Source organism: Bacteroidota bacterium, from assembly GCA_016706255.1.
Classification (GTDB): Bacteria; Bacteroidota; Bacteroidia; order Chitinophagales; family BACL12; genus UBA7236.
In genome coordinates, this window is sequence record JADJJZ010000021.1 from 1 (window position 1) to 24,448 (window position 24,448).

General features: G+C 34.1%; 23 protein-coding genes and 1 pseudogene. 15 read left to right on the top strand and 9 right to left on the bottom strand.

Annotated features, from left to right (window positions below; translation table 11 throughout):
• The 5 genes from IPI65_16745 to IPI65_16765 all read right to left on the bottom strand — a co-directional run.
• The coding region (locus tag IPI65_16745) for a dihydrodipicolinate synthase family protein (GenBank protein MBK7443094.1) at window positions 1-400 on the bottom strand (400 nt) is incomplete at its 3' end.
• A gap of 93 nt (window positions 401-493) precedes the next feature.
• A complete protein-coding gene (locus IPI65_16750; GenBank protein ID MBK7443095.1) occupies window positions 494-1,021 on the bottom strand; it encodes a hypothetical protein in 528 nt (175 codons plus the stop codon).
• 9 nt (window positions 1,022-1,030) lie between these two features.
• Complete coding sequence (locus tag IPI65_16755) at window positions 1,031-2,005, bottom strand: acetyl-CoA carboxylase carboxyltransferase subunit alpha (GenBank protein ID MBK7443096.1); 975 nt, start codon at window positions 2,003-2,005, stop codon at window positions 1,031-1,033.
• Window positions 2,006-3,166: 1,161 nt separating this feature from the next.
• Complete coding sequence (locus IPI65_16760) at window positions 3,167-4,390, bottom strand: IS256 family transposase (protein ID MBK7443097.1); 1,224 nt, start codon at window positions 4,388-4,390, stop codon at window positions 3,167-3,169.
• Between the two features lie 146 nt (window positions 4,391-4,536).
• A complete protein-coding gene (locus IPI65_16765; GenBank protein MBK7443098.1) occupies window positions 4,537-4,947 on the bottom strand; it encodes a hypothetical protein in 411 nt (136 codons plus the stop codon).
• A 645-nt stretch (window positions 4,948-5,592) separates the two neighbouring features.
• On the opposite strand from IPI65_16765, the pseudogene IPI65_16770 reads away from it, so the two are divergent.
• From IPI65_16770 to IPI65_16820, 11 genes and pseudogenes are all read left to right on the top strand, one after another.
• Window positions 5,593-8,144 (top strand): annotated as a pseudogene (locus tag IPI65_16770) (DEAD/DEAH box helicase family protein).
• Window positions 8,144-9,358, top strand: a complete 1,215-nt coding sequence (locus IPI65_16775; GenBank protein ID MBK7443099.1) for a restriction endonuclease subunit S — start codon at window positions 8,144-8,146, stop codon at window positions 9,356-9,358. The pseudogene IPI65_16770 and the gene IPI65_16775 overlap by 1 nt, the downstream one beginning before the upstream one ends.
• A gap of 86 nt (window positions 9,359-9,444) precedes the next feature.
• Window positions 9,445-10,113, top strand: coding sequence for an AAA family ATPase (locus tag IPI65_16780; protein MBK7443100.1), 669 nt, complete (start codon window positions 9,445-9,447; stop codon window positions 10,111-10,113).
• 126 nt (window positions 10,114-10,239) lie between these two features.
• Window positions 10,240-10,758 carry an AAA family ATPase gene (locus tag IPI65_16785; GenBank protein MBK7443101.1) on the top strand — a complete coding sequence of 173 codons (519 nt, stop codon included), beginning with the start codon at window positions 10,240-10,242 and terminating at the stop codon, window positions 10,756-10,758.
• Between the two features lies 1 nt (window position 10,759).
• Window positions 10,760-11,497 carry a hypothetical protein gene (locus tag IPI65_16790; protein MBK7443102.1) on the top strand — a complete coding sequence of 246 codons (738 nt, stop codon included), beginning with the start codon at window positions 10,760-10,762 and terminating at the stop codon, window positions 11,495-11,497.
• A gap of 164 nt (window positions 11,498-11,661) precedes the next feature.
• Window positions 11,662-13,146: an SAM-dependent DNA methyltransferase gene (locus tag IPI65_16795; protein ID MBK7443103.1), complete on the top strand. Its 1,485-nt coding sequence runs from the start codon at window positions 11,662-11,664 to the stop codon at window positions 13,144-13,146.
• Window positions 13,147-13,247: 101 nt separating this feature from the next.
• The gene (locus IPI65_16800) at window positions 13,248-14,954 is read left to right on the top strand and encodes an AAA family ATPase (protein ID MBK7443104.1); all 1,707 of its coding nucleotides are present in this window, start codon (window positions 13,248-13,250) and stop codon (window positions 14,952-14,954) included.
• A 71-nt stretch (window positions 14,955-15,025) separates the two neighbouring features.
• Window positions 15,026-15,292, top strand: coding sequence for a hypothetical protein (locus tag IPI65_16805; protein MBK7443105.1), 267 nt, complete (start codon window positions 15,026-15,028; stop codon window positions 15,290-15,292).
• Window positions 15,293-15,433: 141 nt separating this feature from the next.
• Entirely contained in the window at window positions 15,434-16,036 is a 603-nt protein-coding gene (locus IPI65_16810; GenBank protein MBK7443106.1) for a hypothetical protein, read from the top strand.
• Window positions 16,024-16,386 (top strand): restriction endonuclease, encoded by a 363-nt coding sequence (locus IPI65_16815; GenBank protein MBK7443107.1) that lies wholly within the window; start codon window positions 16,024-16,026, stop codon window positions 16,384-16,386. Before IPI65_16810 ends, IPI65_16815 begins: the two co-directional genes overlap by 13 nt.
• A 332-nt stretch (window positions 16,387-16,718) precedes the next feature.
• Complete coding sequence (locus IPI65_16820) at window positions 16,719-16,982, top strand: hypothetical protein (protein MBK7443108.1); 264 nt, start codon at window positions 16,719-16,721, stop codon at window positions 16,980-16,982.
• Between the two features lie 149 nt (window positions 16,983-17,131).
• On the opposite strand, the gene IPI65_16825 is transcribed toward IPI65_16820, so the two are convergent.
• Window positions 17,132-18,151, bottom strand: coding sequence for a DDE-type integrase/transposase/recombinase (locus IPI65_16825; protein ID MBK7443109.1), 1,020 nt, complete (start codon window positions 18,149-18,151; stop codon window positions 17,132-17,134).
• An 8-nt stretch (window positions 18,152-18,159) separates the two neighbouring features.
• Window positions 18,160-18,459 (bottom strand): transposase, encoded by a 300-nt coding sequence (locus IPI65_16830; GenBank protein ID MBK7443110.1) that lies wholly within the window; start codon window positions 18,457-18,459, stop codon window positions 18,160-18,162.
• Window positions 18,460-18,561: 102 nt separating this feature from the next.
• Between IPI65_16830 and IPI65_16835 the strand changes: the two genes are divergently transcribed.
• From IPI65_16835 to IPI65_16850, 4 genes are all read left to right on the top strand, one after another.
• Complete coding sequence (locus IPI65_16835) at window positions 18,562-18,801, top strand: hypothetical protein (GenBank protein MBK7443111.1); 240 nt, start codon at window positions 18,562-18,564, stop codon at window positions 18,799-18,801.
• Window positions 18,802-18,885: 84 nt separating this feature from the next.
• Entirely contained in the window at window positions 18,886-19,221 is a 336-nt protein-coding gene (locus IPI65_16840) for a hypothetical protein (GenBank protein MBK7443112.1), read from the top strand.
• Window positions 19,222-19,371: 150 nt separating this feature from the next.
• Window positions 19,372-19,719 carry a hypothetical protein gene (locus tag IPI65_16845; GenBank protein MBK7443113.1) on the top strand — a complete coding sequence of 116 codons (348 nt, stop codon included), beginning with the start codon at window positions 19,372-19,374 and terminating at the stop codon, window positions 19,717-19,719.
• Window positions 19,720-19,864: 145 nt separating this feature from the next.
• Window positions 19,865-20,491 carry a hypothetical protein gene (locus IPI65_16850; GenBank protein ID MBK7443114.1) on the top strand — a complete coding sequence of 209 codons (627 nt, stop codon included), beginning with the start codon at window positions 19,865-19,867 and terminating at the stop codon, window positions 20,489-20,491.
• 1,090 nt (window positions 20,492-21,581) lie between these two features.
• Here the strand turns inward: IPI65_16850 and IPI65_16855 are convergent.
• A complete protein-coding gene (locus tag IPI65_16855) occupies window positions 21,582-22,094 on the bottom strand; it encodes a hypothetical protein (GenBank protein ID MBK7443115.1) in 513 nt (170 codons plus the stop codon).
• Between the two features lie 982 nt (window positions 22,095-23,076).
• Window positions 23,077-23,409: a transposase gene (locus IPI65_16860; protein MBK7443116.1), complete on the bottom strand. Its 333-nt coding sequence runs from the start codon at window positions 23,407-23,409 to the stop codon at window positions 23,077-23,079.
• Window positions 23,410-24,448 lie beyond the last annotated feature (1,039 nt).

Genomic DNA, 24,448 nt, shown 5'->3' on the forward strand with positions numbered 1-24,448 from the left:
AGTGCTGATAAATTCCCTCTTGAGATGGTTTATTATAATAAGGCGAAGCAATTAAAATCGCATCTACATAATTTTTATCTGCACAATGTTTTTTGTAAGCCTGAATACTCCGAATTATTTCCGCTGTATTATTTCCCCCAAATCCGCCAACAACCGGCACGCGACCATTAGCCGCTGCAATGGTAAAATCGATAATCGAAAAACGTTCCGCTTCACTCAAGGTTGCACTTTCACCTGTGGTGCCCATCGACACCAAATATTCCACACCACCATCAATTACATGATTAATTAATTTATTTAATCCCGTGAAATCGATACTATCGTCGTCGTTAAAAGGTGTAACTAATGCAACACCCGTTCCTCTGAATTTGTTGGTAATATTTACTGAATAATTATGCATCATTTGTTGACTTAAAATGAAAATACAAAGTTGGATAATTTAATAATAGGCGAGTAGACTTTTAATTAAAATATTTTTAACCGTAGAAAATCGTTAAACCGATTTCACCATTTTTAAATACCGCTCCACCTGCTCCAGATAATCAAACACATTTTCATGTTCAATGCGCATCATAAAATCGTAACAATATGTTTTTTTAGCATCAAATTTTCCGATGCGCAATGCAGCTTTGCTGTAGGTGGAAATATATTCTAACGGGCGATTAACTTTTAGGCTCGTATTAATTAAAACATCAAAATCTTTTTCAATAAAATGTTTTATTTTCTGCATTTTCGGAATACCAATCCAGTTCATATCTTTTTTGGTAATCCAGATAATTTCTTCATCCTCAAACGGCGGCAATTTTTTTACATAACCGATAAAGCTGATTTTTTTTCCTTCCTCAGCGTATTTATGTAAATGATTAATTAGCTGACGTAAAGCAATCGGGTCAGAACCATCAACCAGAAAAGCCATGGTTTTGATTTTGTCGTATTCGAGCGTTTTTCGTTCATGCGTATCAGTATACGGTTTGGAGCGAATAAACCTCCCGAATAAAATATTTTTTATGCTTTTTATCAATAGCTATAATTAGGGTTTTGTGGTTGCCACTGTAAGTTCATCATAAACACCCATTTCATCAAATTTATCGATACGTTGTTTGATACGTTCTTCAGGATCAATGGCTTCCAGTTCTTTCAGGTGTTTTTTCAAATGTTTTTTCAAAAGCTTCGCCATTTCTTCCGGGTCGCTGTGTGCACCACCGAGGGGTTCCTTAACGATGCCGTCGATGATTTTATTTTTAAAATTATCCGCAGCAGTCAGTTTCAGGGCTTCGGCAGCAGTTTCTTTAAAATCCCAGCTTCTCCACAGGATACTCGAGCACGATTCCGGCGAAATCACCGAATACCACGTATTCTCCAGCATAAACACCCTGTCGCCAATACCAATGCCCAAAGCACCTCCCGATGCCCCTTCGCCGATTATAACGCAAATTACGGGCACTTTCAGGAGTGTCATCTCATACAGGTTGCGGGCAATGGCCTCAGCCTGACCACGTTCCTCGGCTTCCAGGCCCGGATAAGCACCCGGTGTATCAATCAAAGTAACGACAGGAATATCAAATTTTTCAGCTAACTTCATGAGCCTCAGGGCTTTACGATAGCCTTCAGGGTTTGCCATACCAAAATTGCGGTATTGACGCATTTTGGTGTTGATGCCCTTCTGGTGACCGATAAACATCACCGTTTGGCCCTCCAGCGTAGCGAAACCGCCAATTATCGCCTTATCATCCTTCACATTGCGGTCGCCGTGTAGTTCCACGAAGTTTTCGGCCATATGTTCGATATAAAACAGCGAGTAAGGCCTGTCGGGGTGGCGACTCAACTGCACTTTCTGCCAGCCGTTCAGGTTCTCATAAATGTCCTTTTTCAGGTTTGCTATCCGTTCCTGCAGTTCCGCAGCAGGAGCGGTAATGTCAATTTTTTGCTTTTCGCCCATCTGCTTCAGCTTTTCCAGTTCCTCATACAGGTCAGCAATGGGCTTTTCGAAGTCAAGAAATACCATGTCGCAAATTTATCGAATAATTAAACTAAAACACACCAAAACCAAACGCAAATGTCAGAAATACCTACTAATCCCAAAAAAATCCCCCTCCTCACCCCAAATCCCATCCCACCTCAAAATTAATCCGCGTCCCGCTAGCGGGAATCAATCAAACACATCCACCAAAAAAATCAGTTTAAATCCGCCCAAATCAGCGACCCGCTTGCCGGGTTCAGCGTTCCCTTTTTAAAAAATCAGTTATTTATCCGTTGAACCCATTCCATGTGTGCCCGTCTGTCGTTGCAGATTCCTTTTCAACATCACCCCAAAAGCACATTTCCGAAATTTTACCACAAAGGAACAAAGGAAACGAAGTAACGCTAAGGGTAACGTGTTTAATTCTCTCCTACAACCCGTAAATCCGTTATGTAAGGGCGGATTCAATTCGCCCCTACATACCGGATTTACTCGCATTTTTCGAAATTTTTTAACTGTATCTTATCCATTAAATCCGTTTTTATCCGTTCAATCCGTTCAATCTGTGGGTTCCTTTTTACACCATTTAAAAAAATCAGCGTCCCGCTAGCGGGTATCATTCAAGTTACATAGTATAAAAAATCAGTTTCCATCCATCCAAATCAGCGCCCCGCCAGCGGGGTCAGCGTTCCTTTTTCAAGCACCATCCAAAAAATTCGTCCTTTATCAGTTTGACCAGTTCAGTCTGTGTTCCTTTTCAAAATAAACCCTTTTAAAAATTTGAAGCATGAACATTTCTCACACGAACACAATCCCTTCCCGCTCTCCGCTGCAACCCCTTTTCCGAGGCGGACAAAGGGGGTTTCCGCTGCGATCGGGGCTATGGCAACTTAGTCGACTGCGAAATTGTATGGGGCAGGGTAATATTAAATCAGTTGGAAATCAGCACTTAAACGATCTATTAAAAACTCAATAAAATAATTTATCGATATACTGATTTATTCCAAAATTAAATATCACGGTAGTGTAAAATAAACTGTGTCAATAATGTATTCGCATCGGGTAATGTCAACCGGAGCGAAGTTCTTGGGTAAAAATATTTGGGGCTCGAAGCCCCTAATATTTTTGAACCATCGGTATAAAGTTTCACCGTCGCTTCGTTCTTGGGTGACATAAAATTAATGTTTATCATTAATATAAGCACAATTAAATATTTAAGCTTAATCGTTTGCCAAAAATGATGCTAAGTTGGGAGACTGTTATTCCCCAGTTATGCAATGGCGCAGTCCATTTTTTTTGTATGTTTTGTGTAGCTAAATAAATTAATTTTAATAAGGCCATATCACTCGTAAAAGCGCCTTTGGTTTTGGTTACTTTTCTTATCTGACGGTGGTAACCTTCGATGGTATTTGTTGTATAAATTAATTTTCGAATGGCAGCCGGATATTTAAAGTAGGTGCTTAATTTGCTCCAATTTCGTTGCCAAGATTCTATTACCACCGGATATTTTTTACTCCATTTTTCTGCTAGTTTTTCAAGCTCCATTTCTGCCGCTTCAATATTTACTGCCTGGTATACCGGCTTTAAGTTTTGCATAAATTCCTTTTGGTCCTTGCTCGCTACATATTTTAATGAGTTGCGTATTTGATGAACTACGCAGCTCTGCACATCTGTTTGCGCAAACACCGTAGAAATGGCTTCTGTAAAGCCTTTTAGGTTATCAGTGCAGGCGATTAAAATATCATTTACACCTCTATTTTGTAAATCAGTTAATACGCTTAACCAAAAGTTGGCTCCTTCTGCTTCATTCACGTAACAGCCTAATACATCCTTTTTTCCTTCTGTTGTAACGCCTAAAATATTATATACACAGCGAGTAACCATTTTGTGATCTTGCTTCACTTTATAATACATGGCATCCATCCAAATAATGCAATACAACGACTCTAATGGACGACTTTGCCATTCGGTTACCATCGGTATTACTTTATCTGTAATGCTCGACAATGTAGCCGCAGAGATATCTGTATCATACATCTCTTTTATATGTGCTGAGATGTCTCTAAAGCTCATTCCTAACCCATATAAACCAATGATTTTTTGTTCCAAACTCTCTGCTAAAATCGTTTCTCGTTTACGAACAATTTGGGGTTCAAATTCGCTATCACGATCACGGGGCGTTGATATCTCAATAGTGCCTTCGGCCGTTTTTAACTTTTTTGTAGTTCGGCCATTCTTGCGATTGCCCTGATCCCGCTGGTCTTCATCCAAATGAGCATCAAGTTCCGACTCTAAGGCCGCTTCTAAAAACTGTTTTAATAAAGGCGCAAACGCGCCATCCTTGCCAAATAGGCTTTTGCCAGAGCGAAATTGCTCGATGGTCTTTTTCTTAAGTGCTTCGTAGTCGAAGTCTGGTTTCTGTTTTTCCATTTTTAAACTGGTTTTCAAAATTCATAATAATTTTTGAATTTTGACACAGTTTAATTTACACTCTCAATATCACTCAATTTTTCTGATAATTTCATTTTAAGTTAGATTCTCAAAAGTATACAAGTGAAATTAGTAATTAACCTTTTCTAATTTACAAAAGGTGTGGCAGAATATTGAAAACTATAAAGTTCATATTGACTGTCATACTTTAATCTAATATACATTATATTGCCTCCTTCTAAATATGCAGTCCATGACGAAGTTGAGGTTATTACATATTTCTGGTTATAGATTTGAACCTGAGTGTTTAAATTTACCATACTTGAGGGAATTTGTAAACAATATTCGGAGAGTCCATTTGAATCAAAATAATATACAAAATTTCCATATAACATATCAGAACTTATGTATTTTGTGCCATCAGTTGCATAGTCTGACACCCATGTATTATAAGGATATAGTGCTTTGATTTCGGTTTCTGTTAATCCAAGATGTGCTTGCGCGTTAATAGCTACAGGGAATAGCAATAATGTAATTAGTAATTTGATGGTTTTCATAAAAATGTGTTTTAAATATTAGTGCAAAGTATGTGTTTGTATCGGGTGTTAAATTTAATTTATGGTAAAAAGGTAACATCTATTCATTATATAAATCAAAGTAATACTTAAGGCAACTAAATTAAGATTATCCTAACAGATTAACCCACATGTCACTCAATCTTTTACAAATTTTAAGAATGTTTTTTATAATTCCAAATTTTAAAGGAAACAAAAATTTTACTAAAAAAGCCAGTAAAAGATTGCTCCTTTTTTACGAGCTTAATTGTAAACTGCTTTGCTCAAAAATCTATTTTTTTGTTAGTTAGTTGCGTATTCTTACCGTAATTGTTTTTATAAATATGGAAATGTATTATTTTGGAATTGGATAATTTTATGTTATAAAAAAGTACTAAATGTGACATGGCAAACTTTTGTTTTATTGTTAATTAATTTGTGTAATCCTTTTGGAAATAGGTTTGAATATTATTTTTTATGATTAATTGTGACATTTATGTAATTAACGGTTTTCCGTGAATTTGCCAGTTTATTTTGTTCGAAACTGTTTGTAATGTATGTTTGGGGAACGGCACACACATTACCTAGAAGCTTAATCCTCTGCCCTGTGGAATTATTGAAGCAAAACGGGAAGAAGAAGGTCATCGGATGAATGTCCACGAGGGGCAAAGTGAAGAATACGCAAATGCAAAGCTCAAACATCTTAAAAACGAACCCTTACCTTTTGTCTATATCAGCACGGGTGAAGTAACAAGATTCACTGACTTTACAGACCCAAAACCACGAGCAAGAGAGGTATTTAGTTTTCATCGGCCAGAAACTTTAATAGATTGGTTAAAACGTGATAAATCACTCCGCAAAAGATTATTCGATTTGCCTTCTTTGCAAACCGAAGGGTTGCGTGATTGTCAAATCAACGCCATAACGAAATTAGAAACTTCATTTAAAGAGAACCGCCCGCGAGCTTTAATACAAATGGCAACCGGATCTGGAAAAACATTTACCGCAATAACTGCAATTTATCGTTTGTTGAAATATGCAAAAGCTAAACGTGTATTGTTTTTGGTAGATACTAAAAATCTTGGTGAACAAGCGGAGCAAGAATTTATGTCATTCGTTCCAAATGATGACAACAGAAAGTTTACGGAGTTATACAGCGTTCAACGACTGAAATCAAGCTATATCGCAACCGACAGTCAGGTTTGTATTAGCACCATTCAGCGTTTGTATTCCATTTTAAAAGGAACTGATCTTGAAGAAAGTGCAGAAGAAGAAAATCCGAATGAAAGCCGATGGCAACCAAAAGAAATTCCACCGATAGAATACGATGGAAAAATGCCAATTGAGTTTTTTGATTTTATTGTAATTGATGAATGTCACCGAAGCATTTACAACCTTTGGAAACAAGTATTAGAATATTATGATGCTTTTGAAATTGGATTAACCGCTACTCCAGATAAAAGAACGATTGGTTATTTCGACCAGAATTTGGTAAGTGAATATTCACACGAAATGGCGGTTGCAGATGGTGTGAATGTTGGTTACGAAGTATTTATCATTGAAACAAAAGTAACCCAACAAGGTGCAACACTTTGGAAAGGCGAATACATTGAACACCGCGAACGATTGAGCAGAAAGAAACGAATGGAGTTGCAGGATGAAGATGAAAATTATTCAAAACAGCAATTGGATAAAGATGTCGTAAATCCTAATCAGATAAGAACTATCATCCGAACATTCAAAGAACATTTGCCAAGTATTTTTAAAGAACGTTACGATAAAAACGGAAATTTTGAAGTTCCTAAAACTTTAATTTTTGCAAAAACAGATAGTCACGCCAATGATATAATAGACATTGTAAGAGAAGAATTTGCCGAAGAAAATAAATTCTGCAAAAAAATTACTTATAAAACTGACGAAGATCCTAAATCGGTTTTATCGCAATTCAGAAATGACTATCACCCACGAATTGCAGTAACCGTTGATATGGTTGCAACTGGCACAGACATTAAACCACTAGAATGTTTGCTATTTATGAGAGATGTAAAAAGCATCAATTATTTTGAGCAAATGAAAGGCAGAGGCACACGAACTATTGATTTGGATAGTTTGCGAAAAGTTACGCCCACCGCAAAATTTACCAAAGACCATTTTGTAATTGTGGATGCCATTGGCGTAACCAAAAGTTTAAAGACGGATAGCCGCCCGTTAGAGAAAAAGCCAGGTGTGCCTTTGAAAGATTTGCTGCAGGCGGTTGCAGTGGGTGCAAGAGAAGAAGAATTATTTACTTCATTAGCCAACCGATTGACCCGTTTAGATAAACAAATTACCGAAAAAGAAAAGAAGCAATTTGCCGAAAAAGCTAATGGGAAAAGCGTTTCACAAGTAGTTAAAGAATTATTGAATGCTTTTAATCCAGATGTGCTTGAAGAGATTGAAAGCAAAGTAAGAACCGAAATGGTTGGGGCAGCATCTGTGAAATTGAAGCAGCCATAAAAGCTAAAACTGAAACAATACAAAACGAAGCAGCCAAAGTATTTACGGGAGAACTGAATGAATACATTGAAAATGTGCGCAAGGCACATGAACAAAAAATTGATTTGGCTAATCCTGATGAAGTAATAAAGGTGGGCTGGGACAAGGATAATTTAAACAAAGCGAAAGAATTAATTGCCAATTTTTTAGAATGGATGCAATTGCATAAAGATGAATTAATGGCTTTGCAGATTTTTTACAACCAACCATTTCGCAGACGAGAATTGACTTATTCAATGATTAAAGAAGTGTTGGAGAAACTTCAAAACGACAAACCAACACTTGCTCCTATGAATGTTTGGCGGGCTTATGAAGCACTGGGACAATGCAACGGTTCGCCACGAAATGAGCTAACTGCAATTGTTTCTCTCATTCGTAAAATAAGCGGACTAGACACAACGCTTACTGCTTATGATAAAATAGTTGACAAAAATTTTCAAGATTGGGTATTTAAAAAACAGGCAGGCGCCACCAAGTTTAATGAAGAACAAATGCAATGGCTGCGCATGATAAAAGATTATGTGATTAACAGTTTTCATATTGACAAAGATGATTTTGATTTGAATCCGTTTAATGCACAAGGCGGATTAGGTAAAATGTGGCAATTGTTTGGCGACAAGACGGAAGAAATTATTAATGAATTAAATGAAGCATTAGCGGCATAATGAGTGAGAAAAAAGATATACCGAATCATTGGGAAATTAAAACTTTAGGGGAAGTATGTGACATACAAACTGGCAAGTATGATGCAAACCACGCTAAACCAAGTGGCAAGTATAGATTTTACACCTGTGCTTTCGAATCGGTATATTGTGATACAAATAGATTTAAAGGAGAAAGTTTGATATTGCCTGGCAATGGTGCAAATGTTGGCGAAGTTTTTTACTATAATGGAGAATTTGATGCATATCAAAGAACTTATGTTTTAAATAAAATCAAAACAGTCCCTAAATATCTTTATTACCATTTGCTTGGTAATTGGAAAAGAAGAAACCAAGATAAACAATTTGGTTCTGCAACAAACTATATCAGGATGGCGAATTTTACCGATTATGTAGTTCCCCTACCCCCAATAGCCGAACAACAAGCCATAGTAGCCAAAATTGAAGAACTATTCAGCGAATTAGAAAACGGCAAACAACAATTGCTCACCGCACAGCAACAATTAAAAGTGTACAGGCAAAGTTTGTTGAAATGGGCTTTTGAAGGGAAACTCACGAATAAGAATGTAAAAGATGGTGAATTGCCGCAGGGTTGGAAAAGAGTTAGTGTAATTGATATTGTTGAAAAAAGTATGCATTCCTTAAAGGCTGGTCCATTTGGTTCTTCATTGAAAAAAGAATTTTATGTTCAAAAGGGTTATAAAATTTATGGGCAAGAACAAGTGATAATTGACGATGCTTCTTTTGGAGACTATTATATAAATGAAGAAAAATATTTAGAATTAAAATCTTGCAGAGTTAAGCCGTATGATATTCTGATTGGTTTGGTCGGAACAGTTGGTAAAGTACTAATCTTACCTGAAAATGCTCAAGAAGGCGTAATTAATCCACGATTAATTAAGATAACCCTTAACAAAGAAATCTATTTGCATAAATTTTTCAAATATTACTTTGAAAGTTCATATGTGAAAAACTTTTACAGTGCAAAAGCCCAAGGAACGACAATGGACGTTTTGAACTTAGGAATAATTAAGACAATACCGTTTCCAATTCCTTCTTTAAAAGAACAGCAACTCATAATATATGAATTAGAAAGCAAACTCAAGGTATGCGATAAATTAGAAGAAACGATTAGCCAAAATTTGGAACAAGGGGAAACATTAAAGCAGAGTATTTTGAAAATGGCATTTGAGGGGAGGCTGATACCAATAGAATAATTTATACTAAAAACTGATACGATAATAAGTTCATTAAAATACCATGAAACATCTAACTTTGCAACGACAATTTAATACTTAATAATATGCTTTATTTAAAGAGATTAGAAATAGAAAATGTGAGATGCTTTGGCAATAAGCAGAAAATCGATTTTACTGATAGTGATGGGGAAATTTCACAGTGGACAGTTATACTTGGTGACAATGGAACTGGTAAAACGTCTATCCTTCGCAGTATAGTTTCTTTGTTGCCTTCTCCTCAAAGTTTTATAGGAAAAAGAAGCCATCTTGATACGGAATATGATTTAAGTATTGACAACAGTTGGCGCAATGCATGGGATTTGAGGCATAAAGAAGGTGGTAAGGAATCAAAAATGAAACTTATTGTTGTTGAGAGTGGAAAACCATTTGGAGTTGATGGAGTAATAGAATTAGACTTGGAGTATTCTATTAATCATAAAACTAAAGAATCTGTTGTCTCCAAAAACTACAATACTGGTATTCTTTCCCCAGTATTCTGTTTTGCTTACGGAGCAAATCGTAAAATGGCTGAAAAATCATTGTCAGGCGAGAGCTTTAATAACTCAAGTGCTACCCTTTTTTTAGACAATGCCATGCTTCAAAACTCATCAGAGTATTTTCTGCGTGTAGATTATGAAACTGCAAAAACAAAAACTAAAAAAGGTATTTCAGAAAGAGATAGAATAAAAGATTTATTGCTTCAAGTTTTACCAGATGGAATAAAAAAGACATAAGAGTTAGAAAGGGGAAATACGCTTACAAAGAGAGGTAAGTTCTAACACCATTTGGTTGGGTAAACTTAAATGAAATGAGTTTAGGGCACAAAACAACTATTGCGTGGTTGATGGATTTGCCGAAAGATGTTGAGCTACTACGAGAAAAGCGAAACCCCATTTGATGAACCAGCTATTTTAATTTTGGATGAAATTGATTTGCATATGCACCCTACATGGCAAAGAGAAATCATTGAGAACCTTAGTCAAATTTTTTCTAAGACACAGTTTATAGTAACTGCACATAGTCCATTGATTGCGCAGGCAGCATTAAGTTCAAATTTAGTTTTATTGAAGCGAACAGGCGACCATGTAAAAGTTGAGAATACTCCCGATGTAATCAGGAGTTGGAGAATAGACCAAGTGTTGACAAGTGATTTGTTTGGCTTGAAAGAGTCAAGAACAAGAGAAATGGAAAAAAAAATTCAGCGAAGAAGAACACTCTTGAAAAAGGAAATTTTAACTGACAAACAGAAAACTGAATTAGAAAAACTAAATGCAGAAATTGATGCTATGCCCATAGGGGAAACAAAATCAGAAATTGATGCAATGGATATTTTAAAAGATTTTGCAAAAAAACTTGAGGCAGCGAAAAAAAGAAAATAGTATGATTAGAATTCATAAAACTGCTGCTGTTCCAAATATTCTAACAACAGATGGTGCAACAGAAACAACAACATTAATTAATGCTTTCACTGCAAATCCAAATCAATACAAAAGCCGAACAGGAGTTCCCGTAAAGAGCATTGTCAAATTTAAATTTGACAATAAAATTTATGGAGATGAAACGGTGAAAACACGGTTAGTAGCCGACCAACACGATAAGTGTTGTTTTTGCGAAAGCAAATTTTCTGATAATAGTTTTGGTGATGTTGAACACTACCGACCAAAAGGGGCATACAAGAAAGTAGGAGCTAATGCTAATAATTATCCCGGTTATTATTGGTTAGCTTATAATTGGAATAATTTAATGTATTCATGTGAGAAATGCAACAGGAAACATAAGAAAAATGATTTTCCGTTGTATGACGAAACTACACGAAAACCATTTCATAATCATGCAAATGATTTATCTCATGAAGACACTTTACTGATAAACCCAAACACCGAAGACCCAAGCAATTTTTTTACTTTCAAAGAAGAAGTTCCTGTTCCGGTTAATAGTAGTTTGAAAGGATTAACTTCAATCAAAGTATATGGTTTGGAGAGGTTAAATAATTCACGTCTTGAAAATTTGAAAGCTATAAAAATAGCATTGACATTAGTAAATATTGATGAAACAAATGCTACAGAAATTGCCAGAGCCGCAAACCGATTTGAAAATTTTTCCTGCCGATTTGGTTGAATCGGTGATAGCAGCCAAACAACTTTTCAATTCTTCCGCTAAAGATACGGCTAAGTTTGCATATTGTGTTAGGTGCAAGTTTCCTCATTTGCCAACCATTTAAATTTAATAAAATGAATAGTCCGATAGTTAAAATATAAATGGACATTTTTTAATAAAAAAATATGAGCAACAACACATCAAGTATAGTAAGCAAAGTATGGAGTTTCTGTAATCCCCTCCGTGATGTAGGTGTCGGATATGGGGATTATTTAGAGCAACTTACCTACTTGCTTTTCTTAAAAATGGCTGATGAATATAGCAAGCCACCGCATAACCGAAAACTACCTATTCCAAAGGATTACAACTGGGAAAGTTTAACCAATAAAAAAGGTGTTGAACTGGAATTACACTATGCTACGTTACTGCGTGAATTAAGTACTGCCAAGGGTATCTTAGGTCAAATATTTACAAAGAGCCAGAATAAAATTCAGGATCCTGCAATGCTTGCTAAAATCATTGATATGATTGACAGCGAACAATGGTTGGTTATGGGAGCAGATGTGAAAGGAGATATTTATGAAAAACTCTTAGAGCAAAATGCACAAGACGTGAAAAGTGGTGCAGGTCAATACTTTACACCAAGGCCTTTAATCCGCGCAATGGTAGAATGTATACAGCCACAACCCGGCAAAACAATTGCAGACCCCGCTTGCGGAACTGGTGGATTCTTTTTGGCTGCTTATGATTATATTGTAGCAAATAACAAATTAGACAAAGCTCAAAACAAGTTTTTAAAATTAGAAACTTTTTTTGGCAATGAAATTGTTGCAGGAACACGGCGTTTGGCTTTAATGAATTTGTTTCTCCATAATATTGGGGATATTGAAAGTGATAATTTTATTTCACCTGCGGATGCTTTAATTGCAGCTTCACCAATTACGTATGATTATGTATTAGCAAATCCTCCTTTTGGGAAAAAGAGTTCACAAACTTTCACTAATGAAGAAGGGGAGCAGGAGAAAGATGATTTGACCTATAACCGTCAAGATTTTTGGGCTACAACAAGTAATAAGCAATTGAATTTTGTTCAGCATATTCGTTCTATGCTGAAAACAACTGGAATAGCAGCAGTAGTGTTGCCTGACAATGTTTTGTTTGAAGGTGGTGCGGGTGAAACAGTTCGAAAAAAATTACTTGAAACAACAGATTTGCATACAATTTTGCGCCTTCCTACAGGGATATTTTATGCACAGGGTGTAAAAGCAAATGTTGTTTTCTTTGATAACAAACCAGCCAACAAAAACCCATGGACAAAAGAAATTTGGGTGTATGACTATCGCACAAACATACATCACACATTAAAGAAAAATCCATTAAATATTGAAGTGTTAAAAGAATTCATAGTCTGCTACAAATCTGAAAACCGAAGCAAACGCAAGGAAACCTATAACGCAGGAACAAATCCTGAAGGTCGCTGGCGCAAATTTACCTATGATGAAATCATAGCAAGAGATAAAACTTCATTAGATATTTCCTGGCTTAAAGATAGCTCCCTTACGGATTTAGATAATTTGCCCGATCCGGATATTTTGGCTGCGGAGATTGTTGAGAATTTGGAGGCAGGGTTGGAGAGTTTTAGAGCGATAATAAATAATCTCTCAAAATAGTTATACGTGATTGTTTTTAGATTTTTTATTTCATTAAGGATGATTTTTTTTAAAATTAATTTATTAATGGTTTCATAAATTTCAATTTAATATTCAAAACTATGTTTATCGTTTTAGATAAAACTTTTAACGCTACTGTGAAATATCAAAATTTCACATCAGACATTGTTGATAATAATGAGTATCTACTTGGACGATTGAGTGATATTAATTTTTTTGTTGGCGGAAATAATATGGGGAAAAGTTCATTTTTGAGAAACCTTTTAATTCAGGATAAATATAAGGTAGTTGGTTCAGAGAAATCTTTATCATATCTTAGGGAAATTGAAACTGTATTAAGGCATCAATCTGAATCCGTTATTGATAATGCTGCTTTCACAATCTCTGATATCACTCCAAAACTAAACTATTTTGAATTAAGCAATAATGCATTAGTAGCATTTGAATTCTTTCTTGATAAATATCCGAATAATAATATTCTAATTAATAGAAGTTACTTTGCTGATTTGATTTTAAAATTTGATAACACTAATATTGAAAAGGTGATTGATGAAATAAATTCAAATTTTCAAAAGTTGCATGCAATGATTATGGTTGCTTTGGAGGTTGAAGATACCAATAAGCGACTATACTATTTAAATTTTACCCACTCAAACTACTTTAGGTTGAAAGAATTGCATTCATATAAACTTAAGCCAATTTTCGACTCACTATCCTCTCTCCTTGAAAAGTATAATGAAAGTCCTTTGCAAGTTATTACTCCTTTTGAGAAGCGGTACGTTCCGATTCTTAGGACATTATCAAGTCTATTTGATAATGACAGAAATGGTAATGTGAGTGATAAAATTCTTTCAAACATATTTGAAACTTCGGTAAAAAAAAATTATTTTAAGGGCTCACTTAAAGAAAATATTAAAATATTTACCGGTTTAGATTTTTATGAGCATATTCTTGAGGTTCGTAATAATGAAAAAAAAATTAGAAATAACTTTGAAGAATTTGAGCTATTTCTTTCGAAAACGTTTTTCAACGGAGTTGAAGTTGATTTGATTGCAAAACCATCTAAAGTTAGCAAGGATATGCATATTTCGTTGTATTTGGGCGGAACTGAAAACGATATACATCAGTTTGGCGATGGTGTTCAGGCGTTAATTTTGCTTTTGTATCCGATTTTTACTGCTCAGGAGGAAACCTGGATCTTTATAGAGGAGCCAGAATTAAATTTACATCCTGGTTTTCAAAGGTTGTTTCTAGATACATTGTTAAATAATGGTTATATAAAAGCAAAAAAATTAAAATATTTTTTCACCACACATTCTAATCACCTTTTGGATTTGTCATTAACAGATAATTCAAATGTCTCAATTTTTACTTTTAGAGAAATTGTCAATCAGCAAGGTATTTCCAAGATTGTTTCTAATATTAATAATTCAGATATTGATTCATTGGAATTACTTGGTGTTAGTTCTAGTTCTGTTTTTATTGCCAATTGCAGTGTTTGGGTTGAAGGACATAGTGATACACTATATCTAAGGGCTTTTTTAAAGGCATATTTTGAACATTTTCATGAAGATTATTCTTATAAAGAAGATTTACATTACACTTATTTTGAATATAGTGGCTCTAATGTGAGTCATTACTTGTTTGAAGAGAATGAAGTGGGTATAGATAAGGAAATTGAGCAAATTACAGCAAGGTTCCTTAGCAGTAAAATATTATTAATCGCAGACAAAGATGATTCTAGAAAGGAGAAAAAGCATCTGGCTTTAAAAACCAAGAAAGTAAATATTTTAAATATGAAGTATTAACTTGTAGAGAGATTGAAAATCTACTTTCAGCCCAACAGATAAAGATGTTTTTCCCAAAACTTCATGCCAAGATGGCTTCTATTGATTGGTCCCAAATTGAAATACATGAAAATGAATATCAAGATGAATATATTGGTAAATACTTAAAAAAGAAGCTTAAAAAATTGACTCCAGAGCATTTATTTCTTGAATCAGGAACTTTAAAAACTTACTATAAGATTAAGTTAGCAAACTTATTAAAGGAAGATATTAGCTGGCATAATATGTCTAAAGATGCCCAAAATTTAACTAAGAAAGTGGTAGAATTTATTAAGTTAAATAATTATAAAATAAGATGAACCATATTAAGAATATTTTTTGATTACTTAATTGGGAGCACTTTATTTTTCAACATTAAATCAATCTAAAAATAATTAATTGTAGAATATTTTAATTATAGAATAATAAAAAAAATTATTGATTATGACTCAAAACTTTGGATGATACGGGCCGGCAGCGCTGGTGAACAGGAGGATGCTGCTCTCAGAAATGGTTTTGTAACCATTAGTTGGAATGAACTTCCTGACTTAAGTAAATTTAGAACCCGCGAAGAAGTTGGAGAAATTTATAAAAAGCATTATAAAGAAGCAACACCAGTTTCAGAGGGCTTGAAGATTGGTCAGGTTTTTAGATTTGCAAATCGGGTACATAAAGGTGATTGGGTTGTCTTACCTTCAAAATTTAATCCTGAAATTCATATAGGAGAAGTTACTGGAGAGTATCACTACAAGGGTCAGGAGAGTGATGTATTGCACTGGATACCGGTCAAATGGCATAAAACGATACCCAGGTCACAATTTGATGAAGATTTGTTGTATTCTTTTGGTTCCTTGCTTACACTAAGCAATATAAAAAGAAACAATGCCTTAGAGCGAGTTAAAGCGCTGGTTACCGGAAAGCAAATCCAATTTGCCAGTCAGGCCGATGAGGATAACGAAACTGGAGATGACACACTTGAAAATGCAGAACCGGTAATCTTGCATTTACTCAAATTGAAAGCCTTATTCAATCTCAATTTAAAGATTATGCCATGGAAGATTTAATTCGTGAGATTTTAATCGCTCATGGATATACAACTTCACAGCCTCGAGAAGTTGGTGGTTTGGAAGGAAAATCAAGGAAGGGTGAGGATGGCGGAGCAGATATTTTAGCATCCAACGGCCCTTTGGGATTTGAAGAGCCTAAAATTTGTGTCCAGGTAAAATCTTCTAAAGACAGGGTTGCCGCAGGTGTTTTACGGGAGTTGTTGGGGGTAATGAACAGTTATAACGCACTTTATGGAATCTTGGTATCATGGAGCGGCTTTTCAGAATCATTGAAACGAGAAGCCCGGAGCAAATATTTTAATATACGTCTATGGAGTTCCACAGATATAATAAATGAGATTTACTAACATTACGATAAATTTAGTGAAGAAATGAAAAAAAGGTTATTATTAAAAAGGATATGGGTTTTGGTTGAATGATTCTATTCCATTTTATATAAAATAAAAACACACAAATTATGTTATTAAATTTTAATGAAGAAATGATCCCAGACACAAACACACTTTATCAAGAAGCATAGCTACAGTTAACTCAGGTTTGCAAAACGACAAATATTATTTTAACCAACTTTTCACGGAGAAAATGGGTATTACGAAACAAATTTTCAATTATTTGATCAATTGGGGATATATAACACTTTAAACCCCAAAACGAAAAAACCTACAAAGAGATACAGGGGTTGTATATTTTCTATGAAGAGGGTGCGGCAAAATATGCAGGCATTTCTCGTAAAATCCTAAACAGGTTACGCAATCATTTTATTGGTAAGGACCATTTTCAAGCAAGTTTGGTTTACCTTATGGCAAGAGCAGAACAAGATAAAAAAGGTTTATTCATGAAACGAAAAAAAGATTTGGAATTTCATCCATACCGTGAACAAATCCAGCCTTTAATACGTGAAAAATGGCAAATCCAAATAATACCAGAAACCCGACAGCTTTAAGCGAGCACTAATGGAAATATTATTGCGTGCGAATTAAAAACCCAATGGAATTCGTTTGAAACATGGGTTAACCCCCTATAAACGGGAACGGTTTTTAAATTTAATTTAGGTTTTTTTAGGTATAAGCGAACAAAATACTTTTAGTAAAACTATTTTGCTCGCATTGTGCTATTTCCTTCGACTAAACTATCCCTGACGAGTTGCTCCTCAGCAGCGCTCGTTTCCGTTTTATTTAGTGGTATAAAGATATATTCTGGCAATGAACTTCGCAAATTAAAAATGTCATGTATATCTATTCCTTGTTGTAGTAAATTCACATATGGACTTTTGTAATTTGCACCGGAATGTATTCTTTTGTAATTATAAAATAATCCCCATCGCTTTAAAACATCAGCCATATCGTTGCTTGTTTCAAATTCGTACCCACGACAAATCACCTTGTCAATAATGCTGTGATAAGATTCTATATGCGCGTTTTGTTCAGGTGTTGCAGGTTTGGTAAACTCTTGTTCTATTTTTAATTTCTTAAAATAATCTCTTACAAGTGTACTTTCAAATTGCGAACCGTTATCGCACCTAACATAGATTTTATCTGGTTGATAATATACAGATGTAATGTGTTCAAAGAATAGCTTTACGTCTTCTTTTTTTATACTACTCTTAAACATATATCCTAATATCCAACGACTATACACATCAATTACAGTCAATAATGGAATTAACTTACCCGTGCCATGTATATACATAAATTTTATATCGAACTCCCAATAGGTAAAAGCTGCTAATGGCTCAGGGACTAGCTTTGACACCCATTGCTTATTGCCAACCTTAATGCTGGTGGGTTGATATAAAAGGTTATTGACCCGCATCAAACGGTATACTTTTTTGTGATTGATAATATAGTGAAATGTATCTCGTAAATAATGCGTTACTTTTAAATATCCATAATCAACAAATTCAGTAGATAGCAATGATTTAATTTGCTCAACAACAATTGCATTGTTAACATTTGTACCGTTCTGCTTCTTTGTATATTCACTTGGTGATAATCCACGTTTTTTACAAGCGACATCCTTATGTTGCTTGTAATAACTGCTTGGACTCAATCCAACATACTTTAACACTTTTCCTACTGGATATTGTTGGTCAATAAAAATTGTTGCCACCATTCGCCGATCTATTTGCGTAATGTTGTTTTTTTTAACAACTCTTCCTTAATTTTTAATTCAAGTTCTTTTTCGGCAACAATCTCCTTTAATCGTTGGTTTTCAAGTTGTAAGCGTTTTAACTCCGGAGTCATTAACCCCTCTCCGGTTTTAAGGCCATCATATCCCCAAACAGAGACTTTGTCTTGCCAGTTCTTGAGCGTTTGATAACTGATTGCGTGTTTCCTGGCGGTAGCCACCAAACCTAAATGTTTACTCTCTTCTAAAATCTGTAGCTTTTCTTGCGTACTTTTTCTTGGTTGTTTTCCCATGATATCTCAAATTTACACCCTCTTTTGAAATTTGAATATCGTTCCAGTTATTTAGGGGGTTAGAGGGAACACATTAAAATCAAAATTTAATTAAATGTTTTTATGAAAAACTTATTAAAATTACACGAAGTTATAGTAGTAGTATTATTAAGTGATAAAAAAAGAATTTTAACGTTTAGTCAAATTGTTGAATTTATCACTATGCGAAATTTGTTCCCTGAACGCATAGGTAATGTTTCACTTGAAATTCAGGTTATGCTTCGAGAAAAGAAATCCAATGCGCGGTATCTTTACCTTTTTGAACAAATAGATAGTGAAACTATTCGGTTAAGGAACTTTTAAAACTTCTTAGACCTAGATAAATTAGTAATTTTTTATTTAAATTAACACTAAATATATAAAAATGAAAAAAATAAAAATGACGTTATGTATTTGCAAGCAGTAGAAAGTAAATATTTTGGAAAATTGTGGATTAAAAAGCCAATGAATGTTTGGCATACAACAACAAGTAATTTCGAAATAAATGAGAATTCAATTTCCTTTACTTTTACTTTTGATGAACATGAAGGTATAGTGCTGTATTCTGTTAAAGCGACTAGTAAAAATGGGTTTATTTTTATAGGCGAGGTTTTAAGGGGTAAAGAGCATTGGGGCGGAATTAATATTCGTCTTTACAAAAATATTGATGAGTTTTTCGGGATTGCAATTTGGGAGGAAGAAGATATTTCGTATCAATTATTGATCAGCAATAAAAAGATATAAAAATTACGTTAGTAATTATTATTGAAAGAATTAATTTATATTTAAAAATATAATATGGGGGCTATAGAAATACAGGAATTTAGAAGGAGGCGCGCAGAGGACGTGGCCTATGATACAAGCAGAAAGGCTTTTCATGAACAATATTAATGGTTGGAAGCCTATTTTAGTGAAAAGTTTGATAAAAATCCATTTGAAAAATTCTGCGATACCTACAGTGCCTTTTATTGGGAATTTGATGTGTTAAGGGAAATCGCAAGGCAGTTTTCTAGTTTAAATGCAGTTGGTAATTCTATAAAAAACAATATTCCTAGTCAAAACATTATACAAGCTACTTACTTTTTAAAATATAAATGCAATTTATATAAAAATATTGAAGTTGATCCTGTAGCTGCTGAAATTGAGGAAACGGATAAATGGAATAAGTCTCCGTTTGAAGCTTTATTAGTAATCATACGTCAAATTAGAAATAATCTCTTTCACGGTAAAAAATGGAATTAGCTGTAGACCAATATGAAAGAAATAAAATTTTAATTACGTTAGGGGCGACAGCGACTAAAATTATACTAGATAATCTAATTTCAGCTGAAATTTCAATTTATTGAAAAAAACAACGTTAGCCTGATGAATCAAAAAATCCCCAACAATGAAAACTGCAATTTTTAGCACACTCGTTCTTTTAATATTTTCCTTGATAATATATGTATTTCGTTTGAATCAAAGTGGAGTTGATGTTACAGCGAATTCCATAAATGGGCTTGTTACGCCGCTAATTTCACTTTTGACCGCCATACTTCTTTACAAAAGTTTTCAAGCTCAGACTCAATTTAATAAAACCCAAACTGCCAGCGAAGAAGTTAAAAATGACAGGGATATAATACATAAATTAATTACAATATTAGAAAATAATATAGAATATTTTAGCTACACCGCTCAAAAAGGCAATGTCGCAACTAAGGGTATGGAGGGAATGAAAAACCGCTTTAAAGATTGGATTTCAGATTATAGTGAACAGGCTTCAAATATTAATTATGAACAATATAATTTAGCATATAGCATAACTGACTCAAAAATTTACTCAATAATTCGAACATCTGAACTTATAGTTGATAAAATTCTTATACTACAACGAAAAAGTATGATTGATTCAGAATACTCGACATTAATATTTTTATTCACTTATGAAATGCAAATTAAACCTCTAATAGACGAATTAAATAAATATGGCTCCATAGCAAAACACTCAGAGTTGAATTTTGGACCTATTTATTAGTAAAACGTTTGTGGAAATCCACGGTATAGTTTATACCTATCGAGATTATTTTAATAATATTCCGTTTGAAACTTCAATATTTGATCAGCAAGCTGAAAAAATAAAATTGGAAAATTTAGTTGATAGAATCTTGGAGCCCATTTATGTATATTACCAAGATTTATTCAAAACAAAAGACCGTTTGTCTAAAAAAATTACCAAATTGTACGAGTTAATACCTTCGGACCTACTAAATAAAGAATAAATTCGATGAGTGAATAAAAATGAAATTTGATAAATAATGTTTTCCATTGGTAAATTAAAAGTTTCTTGCAATTTTATACACTTATAAGGGTTTACCTGCCATAGACTTCGTTTTTTAAAGAAATCACTAGTATTTACATAAAATCCATAATTAAAGTACGTCACTATGCGCCGGATTGACATTAATCAAGTGACTCACAATGTGACGGAATGTCATTTATAATTACCTTTATGGATGGCTCACTATGCTCCGGAATAGTAGCTGACACACAATACAAAAAGTGGATCACTTTGCTCCAAAATCAGTGAATCAAATTAGTCGGGAATCGGTGGCGTAGTATGACCAAAATATTCAACTCATTTTAACATGTTTTGAATAATAAATTTTTCATTTACCTTTGTAAAAAGGTAAAAGGGGATGTAAGCCCCTTTTACCGCGCTTTCGCCCCAGGGATTCGAACCCTGAAACAGTTACTCGTTTTCACTGTAATATCCAGTCCTTGGCGATGCTCTAACATTAGGGGAAGCAATTCCCCTTTGTGTTTTGTAAAGGTAGTCATAAGTGCCAAAAGAGTTTTCAACAAATGGTGGATTTCATACTAACTTTGTAACGTATAAGAGCTTTTTAATTGAAATCATTACAAATAATTCTTATTTTTTTTTATTCAAATTAGCCCAGAACAATTATTATTTACAAAGTTGAGGTAAGCAAACTAGTTTTAAAAGAATTTAAAGTGCAATAATTTCAACTTTTATTTTCTATAATATGCTTAAGAACAAAAATCTGTAGCATGCTTAGAATTGTTCCTAGGAACAAAATTATACTTGTGCAATTATTTGTTCCTAATTAGCGAGTAACAACGCTTTTAACTCTTGATCCTAAGAAATTGTTTGCAGAGGTATAATTACTAAATTCGTGTCGATCGTCAAGGCTTATTAGGCCATATCCTTCAGCAATATAGCCTGTTATAATATATTTCCTATGAGATGTAAATTTTGGTAGGATGTTATCTGAATTTCCGCAAATTTGACATTTATAACCACGGATTTTCTTAATTAGCGTTATAGTATAATTGTCCCGTTTATAGGTTTTGTGATTTATTGTATATTCTTCGGGGGCGGTATCTTTTAAGTTTAAAAGTTCCTTGATGATTTCCGCTTTAGATTTTTTTCGTAAATATTTTTGAATTACTTCCTGTTCTTTTTCATCTGCTGATAACAATGGTTTTTGGACAAGATCAAGGACAGTAACCGTAAAAAAGGAATCCGGATTATTCAAAATGATATTTCCAATTTTATCTCGAAATGCTTTAGGCAATAATATTTCAAGCCCGCTTGTAATGGTAAAAATATCTGTCACATTAATGTTGAATTTATCTCCAAATTTAATGTTCAATTTTCTTTTATGCTTTTATCCTTAATCCGCAAAAGTTGCAACCTCATTCTGAGATTTAATAGCAGAATAGTTTTTTTTGTTTCCATTAAAGAATTGTCTCCAAGAAGTATTTGATATTTTTTTTAACTTTCCCATATTTATTTAATTATGCAGGACGAAATTATAAATTAGTTAGGGTTTAGCCAATGATATAATCCTTCATGATCAAGTCTAGTTTTGTATTAAAAAGTTATATAAGGAGAAATCGGCATTAGTTAGTCAGCTAAGGCACTTAAAATGCAAATTACTAATTTCTGCAATATCCTTCATTAATTTTATTGTCGGTGACGTACCCTAAATCAGCACATTTTCTATATTCCTCACTAGCCAAATCATTTGCTCCTTTGGATTTGTAAATGCCGGCTGTGTTAAAAAGGGCTAATTCATTTTTAGGGTCATAACTAATAGAAATTGATATATCACAAATTACTTCTTCGTTATTACCATAGTCAAAATAATTATTGACTCTAAATCAATAGGCGTCTGATAAAGTAATTGAATCAAGTTTATTGCTTCGTTTGAAGTTATTCAAAACAATCAACTTAACAGTTTTATCACCTAGATAGTTTTTTCTATACCTTTACTAAATTCCTATCGGTTCTTAGATTATTTGATCTCATTTAAAATAGTTCGCATGTAGGGTATGTATATTCCAGCACTCGTTAATACGTTGAAATCGTCAATAACCATAGAAGTCCATGTGGTTTTATTGGCCAATGAAAGTGAATTAAATTTCATGTAAATGTTATAGGCTTCGTTTATTTTTAATTGTAAAAGATACGCATGGGCTAAATTACACCATATATATAAGTTGGATTTGTCGTATTCTATATAATACTCCCCACTCATTGGACCAGTGGGTTCGTTTGCTAAGGTAATAAATAATTTTATCATGCTGCCTTTTTTTTCATAGATTGTTCAAACATTTTATTGGGTGATATATTGATTGACTGGTGCGTTTTTGATGATAGTATGCGATATAATCTTGTAATCCTTTAAAGAGCTCAAGGCCTGTATCGGAAGGATTTAAATAGATGTAATTATATTTAATATTTTTCCAAAAACGTTCTATCCAGATATTGTCTGTTGCTCGACCTTTCCCATCCATGGAGATTTTTATGTTTTCTGTTTCAAGATAAGTTGTCCATGCATGGCTAGTGTATTGGGACCCTTGGTCGGAGTTGATGATTTCGGCTTGCCATTTTCTAATATTGCATCCTTCAGCACATCCAGGCACCATTTTTCGACATCGTATTACTAATTCCCCATCCCATGATTTTCCGGCTATAAACATCAATAAATGCTGTCATATACATAAACCCTTTGCCATTGGGATGTAAGTAATATCTGTGCACCAAACCTGGTTGGCTCGCGTGATTTCAATTCCGCGGAGCAAATAGGGCTTCACAAATTCTTTTAGAGCTCCTTTGGTGAGATTTTTTCGGTAGATGGCTTCACATCCCATTAGCCTGAATAACCGTCTGATGCGCTTGGGACCAACGGAAAACCTTTTTCCTTGAGCCAATATACCATGGACAATACCCCTTCTGTTGGATGTTGTATAAGATGATTGTCCATTAGGTTCATCATCTGTATATTTTCTGGTTTTTCCCTCCAAGTTGCATAATAAAGCGAACTTCTTGGCACTGAAAGCAACTCACATTGATTTCGAATGGACAACTGCTTGTGATGTTGATCTACCATTTCAATTCGCTGTCCGGAATCCCCAATTTCCGTGCACTTTTTTTTAAAAAGTCATTCTCGACCTTCAAATGGCCAATCTGCGCATACAGCTTCTCTATCTCAACTGAGGACTCTGTTTGATCAGGATCTTGTTTTCCCTTAAATACAGGAAAGATTTTCTAATGCTTCTGACTTCCACTTGGCTATTGTTACTGCATTTACCTAATGCTGTTGGCTTAATTGAGCCATTGTTTTTGATTCTTAATGGCCTCCAAAGCAACCTTGGCCTTGAAGTCCGCACTGAAGGTGCGTTTGCTTGTTTTTGTCATAAGGTTTAGTAAATTTATGATTGTTTTTTTAACTAAACCCATGGTCTAGGTTTTGGGGAGTATTATACTAATCCTTGCAAAAGGTATTCTTCAGCTTTTGCAGGGTTTACTTTAAGTAGGTAGGCCCAGCCGATATTATTATACAAAACTTGCATTATTATACCTTGTTTTATTAAATTTTCATTAGTAAATTATTGTCCCATTCTTTAAGATTGAGCGCTTCCTGTAAACTTTGTTTTGAATAATTGCTTTTTTTGTGGCGAGTAA

Coding starts and splice junctions, on each gene's coding strand:
- IPI65_16755 (MBK7443096.1), bottom strand. CDS start 2,005: ATGGTATTTCTTGACTTCGAAAAGCCCATTGCTGACCTGTATGAGGAA.
- IPI65_16760 (MBK7443097.1), bottom strand. CDS start 4,390: ATGGAAAAACAGAAACCAGACTTCGACTACGAAGCACTTAAGAAAAAG.
- IPI65_16765 (MBK7443098.1), bottom strand. CDS start 4,947: ATGAAAACCATCAAATTACTAATTACATTATTGCTATTCCCTGTAGCT.
- IPI65_16775 (MBK7443099.1), top strand. CDS start 8,144: ATGAGTGAGAAAAAAGATATACCGAATCATTGGGAAATTAAAACTTTA.
- IPI65_16780 (MBK7443100.1), top strand. CDS start 9,445: ATGCTTTATTTAAAGAGATTAGAAATAGAAAATGTGAGATGCTTTGGC.
- IPI65_16785 (MBK7443101.1), top strand. CDS start 10,240: ATGTTGAGCTACTACGAGAAAAGCGAAACCCCATTTGATGAACCAGCT.
- IPI65_16790 (MBK7443102.1), top strand. CDS start 10,760: ATGATTAGAATTCATAAAACTGCTGCTGTTCCAAATATTCTAACAACA.
- IPI65_16795 (MBK7443103.1), top strand. CDS start 11,662: ATGAGCAACAACACATCAAGTATAGTAAGCAAAGTATGGAGTTTCTGT.
- IPI65_16800 (MBK7443104.1), top strand. CDS start 13,248: ATGTTTATCGTTTTAGATAAAACTTTTAACGCTACTGTGAAATATCAA.
- IPI65_16805 (MBK7443105.1), top strand. CDS start 15,026: ATGGCTTCTATTGATTGGTCCCAAATTGAAATACATGAAAATGAATAT.
- IPI65_16810 (MBK7443106.1), top strand. CDS start 15,434: ATGATACGGGCCGGCAGCGCTGGTGAACAGGAGGATGCTGCTCTCAGA.
- IPI65_16815 (MBK7443107.1), top strand. CDS start 16,024: ATGGAAGATTTAATTCGTGAGATTTTAATCGCTCATGGATATACAACT.
- IPI65_16825 (MBK7443109.1), bottom strand. CDS start 18,151: ATGGTGGCAACAATTTTTATTGACCAACAATATCCAGTAGGAAAAGTG.
- IPI65_16830 (MBK7443110.1), bottom strand. CDS start 18,459: ATGGGAAAACAACCAAGAAAAAGTACGCAAGAAAAGCTACAGATTTTA.
- IPI65_16835 (MBK7443111.1), top strand. CDS start 18,562: ATGAAAAACTTATTAAAATTACACGAAGTTATAGTAGTAGTATTATTA.
- IPI65_16840 (MBK7443112.1), top strand. CDS start 18,886: ATGTATTTGCAAGCAGTAGAAAGTAAATATTTTGGAAAATTGTGGATT.
- IPI65_16850 (MBK7443114.1), top strand. CDS start 19,865: ATGAAAACTGCAATTTTTAGCACACTCGTTCTTTTAATATTTTCCTTG.
- IPI65_16860 (MBK7443116.1), bottom strand. CDS start 23,409: ATGGTGCCTGGATGTGCTGAAGGATGCAATATTAGAAAATGGCAAGCC.